7 protein-coding genes are annotated in these 7,400 nt (G+C 41.3%); all 7 read right to left on the bottom strand.

The window, feature by feature from the left end; all coding sequences use genetic code 11:
• Nucleotides 1–814: 814 nt before the first annotated feature.
• Nucleotides 815–1,810, bottom strand: coding sequence for a tetratricopeptide repeat protein (locus GNT65_RS10840; RefSeq protein WP_160796094.1), 996 nt, complete (start codon nucleotides 1,808–1,810; stop codon nucleotides 815–817).
• 50 nt (nucleotides 1,811–1,860) lie between these two features.
• A complete protein-coding gene (locus GNT65_RS10835) occupies nucleotides 1,861–2,832 on the bottom strand; it encodes a type II secretion system F family protein (RefSeq protein ID WP_160796092.1) in 972 nt (323 codons plus the stop codon).
• 1 nt (nucleotide 2,833) lies between these two features.
• Entirely contained in the window at nucleotides 2,834–3,811 is a 978-nt protein-coding gene (locus tag GNT65_RS10830; protein ID WP_160796090.1) for a type II secretion system F family protein, read from the bottom strand.
• Nucleotides 3,812–3,822: 11 nt separating this feature from the next.
• Nucleotides 3,823–5,148, bottom strand: a complete 1,326-nt coding sequence (locus GNT65_RS10825) for a TadA family conjugal transfer-associated ATPase (protein ID WP_160796088.1) — start codon at nucleotides 5,146–5,148, stop codon at nucleotides 3,823–3,825.
• A gap of 15 nt (nucleotides 5,149–5,163) precedes the next feature.
• Nucleotides 5,164–6,411, bottom strand: a complete 1,248-nt coding sequence (locus GNT65_RS10820) for a CpaE/TadZ family protein (protein WP_160796086.1) — start codon at nucleotides 6,409–6,411, stop codon at nucleotides 5,164–5,166.
• An 81-nt stretch (nucleotides 6,412–6,492) separates the two neighbouring features.
• The gene (locus GNT65_RS10815; protein ID WP_160796084.1) at nucleotides 6,493–6,927 is read right to left on the bottom strand and encodes a TadE/TadG family type IV pilus assembly protein; all 435 of its coding nucleotides are present in this window, start codon (nucleotides 6,925–6,927) and stop codon (nucleotides 6,493–6,495) included.
• Nucleotides 6,924–7,397, bottom strand: coding sequence for a TadE family protein (locus GNT65_RS10810; protein ID WP_160796082.1), 474 nt, complete (start codon nucleotides 7,395–7,397; stop codon nucleotides 6,924–6,926). The genes GNT65_RS10815 and GNT65_RS10810 overlap by 4 nt, the downstream gene beginning before the upstream one ends.
• Nucleotides 7,398–7,400 lie beyond the last annotated feature (3 nt).

The raw sequence follows: 7,400 nt of genomic DNA, 5'->3' as shown, positions 1-7,400 counted from the left end.
GCATTGAGATTTAAATCGTTTTCGATTAACTCAATACCTGTGAGTGTCCACACAGATTACTTGATAAATTGTTAAAGAGCATTTGCACATCTCGGTAGTTCCGAGTGGCTAGGGCTGCGTATTCTACTCAGGGCGAGCGAGGCGTCAAGGCCTTTTCTCAGATTGTTTTATACATTCGCGCCAAATGCTCAAACATCAAACAATATGATGAATTCCCCATCAAAAATGACATATTTTGGAAGGTGACCACTTAGTTTTGCTCCCTAATCCTAGCCTCACCGGCTCTAAATAAGCTAAGAAAAGGCCATTCCATACAGAATTGCTCCTTGAGGACGCTAAAACAACTTAATAATGACGTATGACGACTTAATAACTATGTTTAGCGAAGCGAGATAGGCTTTAGCGACACCAGGCAGGCGAGCAAGAGTATAAAACGACGCTGGTTGCGGCGATAGCTTCGCCTAGCATCATTTTGCAGATGCTCACTAAGATATGGAACGGTACTCTTACAGTCTCGGCGGCCAACATATCATCATGCTTATTCCCCATCATTACAGAGCGATTAAGTCCTATCTTAAGAAACTACACCGCATTCTTGAGCATGCAGGGCTTAGGGATTGGTTTAAAGTCTGGCTTCCGGCAATAACAGAATACTTGTTTACCCTATGCTTGAACTACTCAGTATGGTTATGCCTACGTAGATTATTTAACTACCGCTTATGACAACAGTAGAACAGTCTTCAAATCGGATAACAGCGAGAGCACCTCAATCAAGAGCTAGCTAAAGCAACAATTAAGTCAACCTGTATGATTATCAATTAATTTTGGAAGCCAAGGCAATCTTTAGGTTTTTCTGTGCTCGTTCAAAATAAGTGGGGGAACTGTCTATCGCTTGCTTAAACATAGTGATCGCTTGCTCATACTTTCCTTCTAACATTAAAAAGTATCCCAGATCATTTAATGCATCAGCTGTGGACATTGTCTGCTCAAAACTAGCTAGGGCTTTTCGATAAAGTCCTTTACGTATGTAGACAAGGCCTAGATTTGACCATGCTCGATCAAAACTGGGGTCTGCTCTTAACGCCTGCTTTAGATAGGCTTCAGCTTTTTCGAAATCCCCGATAAGATAAAATGAGTAGCCTAAATTAGTCGCAATTACAGGAGATTTCGGCTGAAACGCTAAAACCAACAAAAAATAAGTTCTAGCCATCTGATGATAATTCTCAAGATCTTCCAAAATCCCCAATGCGTTATACACTCTTAAAGGAGATAGCTCATCTAAAGCAATAAACCCTGCATTGACTGACGTCGCCTTCAGCTCGGCTAATCTTTGTTGATCGAGCTTGACCGTTTTTTCGAGGTGTTTCCGTGCCAATGTATATTGACGCTGATCAATCTCGAGAATCCCTAATTCAGCATTAGCTAACCTATGTTCTGGAGCAATAATTAGCGCTTCATTATACGCTTTAAACGCAATATCTTGGTTACCTTTAGCCAAGTTAATTCGGGCAATTTGATAAAAAGTATCGGCATTGTTCTGGTTAAAATCTAGCGCTTGAATATAAGCATAAAGCGCCTTATCCAGATCACCAGCTCGCTCTGCATCGGTAGCTCGATTGAGTGCATCCTGCTCAGACAGGGGGACACTATCACCCAGAGCAACTTGAGATTGCCCCTGATATAGATCTTGCCGCTGGGGTTTGGGAGAAACTTGAATTTCCTCTTTGGTAGATGCGCAGCCTGTCAAAATGAACGTAAAAAACAGCACTACGACAGTCAATCGCTGTGTTCCCCCGTACCTTGTTAACATAAACTCGCTCCTTAGTTTATTTAAAGCACAACATATTGCCCATTTTTAGATTAGAATGCTTGTCCCCAGACTTTCATCACTTTCAGCACAGCCGGGCCTACCGCAACAATAAAGAAAGAGGGCCATATACAAAACATCATCGGAAATATCATTTTTACAGCCATCTTTGCCGCTTGTTCTTCAGCTTGTTGCAAGCGTTTATCTCGATACTCCTCCGAAAACACCCTTAAAGTGGCTGCTATCCCAGTACCTAACCTTATACTCTGTGATATAGCCGAATTGAGCCCTTTAATGTCCTCTAGGCCCGTACGTTCTGTAAACTCATTCAAGGCAACTTTTACGGTCAGCCCCGCTCTAATCTTATTACACACTAATTCGAGTTCACTGGACAGGTCAGGATGACTTAATGAAAGCTCCCTTGCTACACGCTGTAAAGCTGCTAAAAGCCCTAATCCTGCCTCACAACAAACAACAAGTAGATCAAGCGCATCAGGAAATCCTACTCTCAGCGCACGCATACGTTTATGGGCCATATAGGTCAAAATCATCGATGGAGCCAAAAAGAAAACACCCATAACCAGACAGACTAAGTAGACGCTGATCATGACTGATAAATCATTAAAATATTGAAGTAGTACAATAGAGAGCGCTGCACCAATTAATAGTAACAAGAGTCGAATAGCACTAAATACCGCCAACGCATTATCTGAATGCAAGCCTGCATGTATAAGTAGCCGGCGAGTTTCATCATTAGATAAATTCAAAAAAGAGAGCTTACTTAATTTTCCAATACCATGCTCTAAGGTCTTGTTTACTTCACTTTGCTCATAGGTACCTGAATGTCCCTGCTCACCTTTAATATGCTGTAGACGCTTTCTTACGGGCGAATAGACACCGCTAATGAGGAATGAAATTGATAATGCGAGCGTTATTCCCACTATCGCAGCGACGATATAAATAGCCCATTTAACATGTTCGGGATCGTCAAAAACCTGATTAATAAGTCCTATTAAATAGTCCATATCACATATCAATCCTAATCAATTTACTGATCCAAAGACCACCAAGTGTCATGCCTATCGCGCCCCATATTAATAAACGACGCCCATCTTCAGTTCCTGTAAGTTCACCAACATAACTAGGAGTCTGTATATAAATCACGGCAAAGAGGACAAAAGGTAATAGAATCAAGATCCAGGCAGAAAGCCGTCCCTCAGCCGATAGAGTTTTCACTCGTCGGCGAAACATAAAACGCTTACGGATAACTTGTGACAAGTTATCGATATTTTCTGCTAAATTGCCACCCGTTTCCTTCTGCACCATAACCGCACTTGCAAATGCCATTGCAGACACGCTTGGTACACGTTCAATAAATCCGAGGATTGCTCTTTTAGTGTCTTTGCTGTAGTTAATGTTTGCAAACATTAGGCTAAATTCTTTAGCCAATGGTCCATCCATCTCTTCAGTCACTAACTTGATTGCATCAGAAAAGGAATAACCAGCTTGCAAGGCACGCCTTAAGACATCAAGAGCATCGGGAAAGCTTGCTTCAATCGCATCCATCCTTTTAGCAGTGTCTCTATTAAGTTTAAAAAAGAACAACATGACAACCATTAAAATAACAAAAACAGTCATTATTGGTTCACGCATATACCACCAGCTAGCCCCTCCCGCCACACTGGCAGTCACTAGCGCCAACAGCAAAAATTGATGACCTAATAAACGATAATCAGCGAGTTCCAGTCGATAGCTTAAATCTTCTATAAAACCTATATGCTCTAATGCTCGGCCTATCGCGCCCACTTTACTTAAACGGTTTTTCCTGAGTAATGAGGTCTCTAGTACGCCATCACCGGATTCTTGCGATAACTTCTGTAAACGTTTGCGAACCTGAGCTGTGTTAGCACGCTGCGGACTATATACGGGTAAAAATAAGGCTTGAGATAGGAAAATAACTGCGATGAATATTAATCCTAAAAATATCATTTCATTAGAGAGCATAGGTAAATCTCCTAAAACTTAGCGAAAGGATCACCACAGTTAAACAATTCATAAGGTAAATCGATGCCATGTTGTTTGAGTTTTGAGTGAAAACCCGGTATTACGCCAGTAGCCGCAAAACTCCCCTTTATTTGGCCATGTTCATTGATACCTTCACGAGTAAAACGAAAAATTTCAGACATAGTAATGACATCCCCTTCCATGCCGTTAATTTCCTGAATGCTAATCACACGCCTTCGCCCATCCTCTTGCCGCTCAAGCTGAACCACCAAATCTATAGCCGAGGCAATTTGAGTTCTTATGTTGCTCACCGGCATATCAAATCCAGCCATGCAAACCATATATTCTAATCGGCCAAGCGCATCTCGCGGGCTATTGGCATGTAATGTCGTAAGCGATCCTTCATGACCAGTATTCATCGCCGTGAGCATATCTAATGCTTCACCGCCACGAACCTCTCCTACCACTATTCGATCTGGTCGCATTCGCAGGCAGTTCTTAACGAGATCTCGCTGAGTCACCTCACCGCGGCCTTCGATATTTTGCGGACGCGTCTCTAACCTAACTGTATGAGGTTGCTGTAATTGCAATTCAGCAGAGTCCTCGATAGTCACAATACGTTCATCAGATGGAATATAACCAGACAACATATTAAGTAATGTCGTTTTACCGCTACCAGTTCCACCTGAGACCAATACATTCAACTTACCTTTAACGGCACCTTCAAGAAGCTCCACCATTTCAGCAGTGATTGATTCATATTCGATCAACTCTTTTGCTGTTAATTTATCGACCGAAAAGCGTCGAATAGAAAGAGAGGGGCCATCTAATGCCAAGGGAGGAATGATGGCATTTACCCTTGAGCCATCAGCCAACCGCGCATCAACCATTGGGGAGGACTCATCAATGCGACGCCCGACACTAGAAACAATACGATCAATAATATTGAGGAGGTGAGCATTGCTATGAAATTTAACATTGACATGCTCTAATTTACCTCGTCGTTCAACATATACCCTGTCAAAAGAATTAACCAAAATATCTGAAATTGTCGAATCAGCTAATAATGTCTCTAATGGACCCAGGCCTAATACTTCATCAATAATAAGTTTTATCAACTTTTTTCTAGAAGCAAGGTTAATTGGAATATGTAAATCACTTATAAGCCTTTCGCATATTTCACTTATTTGGCCCCGAGCTTGATCAGCAGAAACGGTTTCAATTAATGACAGGTCCATCACACCTAGCAATTTGTCATACAACTGAATTTTAAGTTCTTGCTCTTCAACAGTCAGAGGTTGATAACTCTCTTTACTAGGAAAATTCATATTATCCATAATCTGAGTCCCCAACTAATATCCCAACAAACGCGAAAGAAAACCTTTCGTTTTTTTCGGCTCATGCCCCTTATAAGGCATTAACTTTTGTGTAAGGTCAATTAAGTCAAGATACATCTTCTGTTTTTTTGCGATTTCAGTTATAGGCCGACCCAAATCCTCACATTGGCTTGCCAAATTATAATCATTTCCTACAACAAATACTGAATCAATACCGATCGCATGCTTGACGTCATTTAATTTTATTTGAGAATCCGACTTGTCATACCTATTAACGAGTATATGAATTCTACTTTTATCAATACCTAAATGATTAATCAGCTGTTGAATGAGCGCCTTCACCTCTCTAATAATGATTAAGTTTTGTTGCGCCACCAACAAAATATCTGAATTACGAAGTAACTCAATATTCCAATACTCTGGCCCACGAGAATAATCCAAAATAACCTGGTCATTATACTGACGACACTTCCATATTAAGTCGTATATATTTTCCAACTTAATATCGTGATGTAAATTTAATAATGAAAAAGGAGCCGCAGCAAGCAGGTGTAACTTACCTTTAGAAATCATTGCACTACGCAATGCAACCTCATCGAGATCATCCAATGCCTGCAATGCATCAACAAGATAATAATTAGGTTCCACTCCTAAGATATGAGCCAACGCTCCATGGTGTAAGTCAGTATCTAACAAAGCTATATCCATATCACCGCGCTCAGCGGCGATAGCAGCCAGACTTGAAGCAATAAAACTGGCCCCCGAGCCACCCTTACCGTTAACAACGGCTAATACCGGCGCAAGCTCAGCCTTGGTGCTTAACAGCTGGGCAATGTTTTTAAGCGCTGTGATCAGTTCAATATCAGGTGCGTCCAAAGGTATAAAGTCACTCACTCCATATTGAAAGGCATGCCGTATTACTTTTTGGGGGGTATCTCTCCCTAGAATTATCACCTCTGACTTATAACTTGCAGCACATGCTAAGGCTTGTTGAGCTAACACTTCTTCATTTGGAATGACCAACAAAATCAAATTAAAAGACTTACCTGACGCATCGGCATTTTTACTTCCTGTTAAATCCGTAGTTTTTTCCCAATGTAAATTGACACACTGCGTTAAATTAGCCTCAATTTTGGGTAAAAACTCTTTTTGCACATCTATCAGCAAGACGTTCAATGGAGAAGGCATATAAAAATCCATATTCTCCTCTAAACTCGAAGCATTACTAGATTCACTAGTGAATAATTTCAATGGTTTGTCCATATAGCCAACCCTGAGTTACTACAACAATCCTTATCATTACTATAGTCGCTAATTCGGAGAGTCATCACACTAATATCGTGATTATTGACAAATGGTGCTTCCTCCAGGAAAAACCCCCAAGCTCTCTCGCGGGAGCGTGGTGGTAAATACTGGTGAGTTTAGGCTGAGATGTAATCCGGGTATCCAGAGATCATGCTGATAATTTTTAATTTCTGCTTTGATCAACTCGATATCGGCGCCAGTTGCTGGATCGCCATTATCGCGAAGATAGCTAATATCAAGGTTACCGGCAGTTAAGTTAGGTACCAAATTACTGCCGTTAAACAAGGCCAAACTATCTATATTTGTGGTCGGCTGACAGACAATTGCTAATCTCGCGGCGCGGCGAGAAGCTTCTTGCAATACACTGTATGTATACAATAGCCGCCCAACCTCAATGGCACCAAACAGTAAGATAAAAAACACTGCCGCAACAATAGCAAACTCGACAGTATAGATGCCTTTATCTCTATTCATAATGCTGTGACCGCATAGCTAGTATTGAGATTAAAGCTAAGATCGACCTCATTGCCCAGGCCAAAAGTGGTGAGTTTCTCCCCCAGTATCGGTTGCCAATTGTAGGACACCGAAATAACCAATCTTCGACTGCCGGCTGGATACTCATCAATATTAATATCTGCTGCGCTTAACCCCTTTAAGATAGGGCTTGTCCCTGCAGTCGTCTTACCATAGAGGAGTAAGTTTGTGGTTTTTGTTATACAATCATTACAGTCATCATCCTCCAATGGATCAGGAAGAATTGATGTTTGCCGAGTATCGGCATGAGCCCCTAAGTACAATCCAGCATCGCGAACTAACTTAGTCAGGGTATTATATTGAAACAAAAAATGCCCCAACTCTCCGGTTGCAAAAACCAGTAGCAACATAAAAGGCAATAGAATGGTCATTTCAACTGCCGCGACGCCCTTTTGTAACGAAAAGTTCATTGC

The organism is Shewanella insulae, from assembly GCF_009831655.1.
Lineage (GTDB): Bacteria > Pseudomonadota > Gammaproteobacteria > Enterobacterales > Shewanellaceae > Shewanella > Shewanella insulae.
Note: the sequence above shows the minus strand (reverse complement) of the source record. Positions and strands in the feature narration are given on the sequence as shown.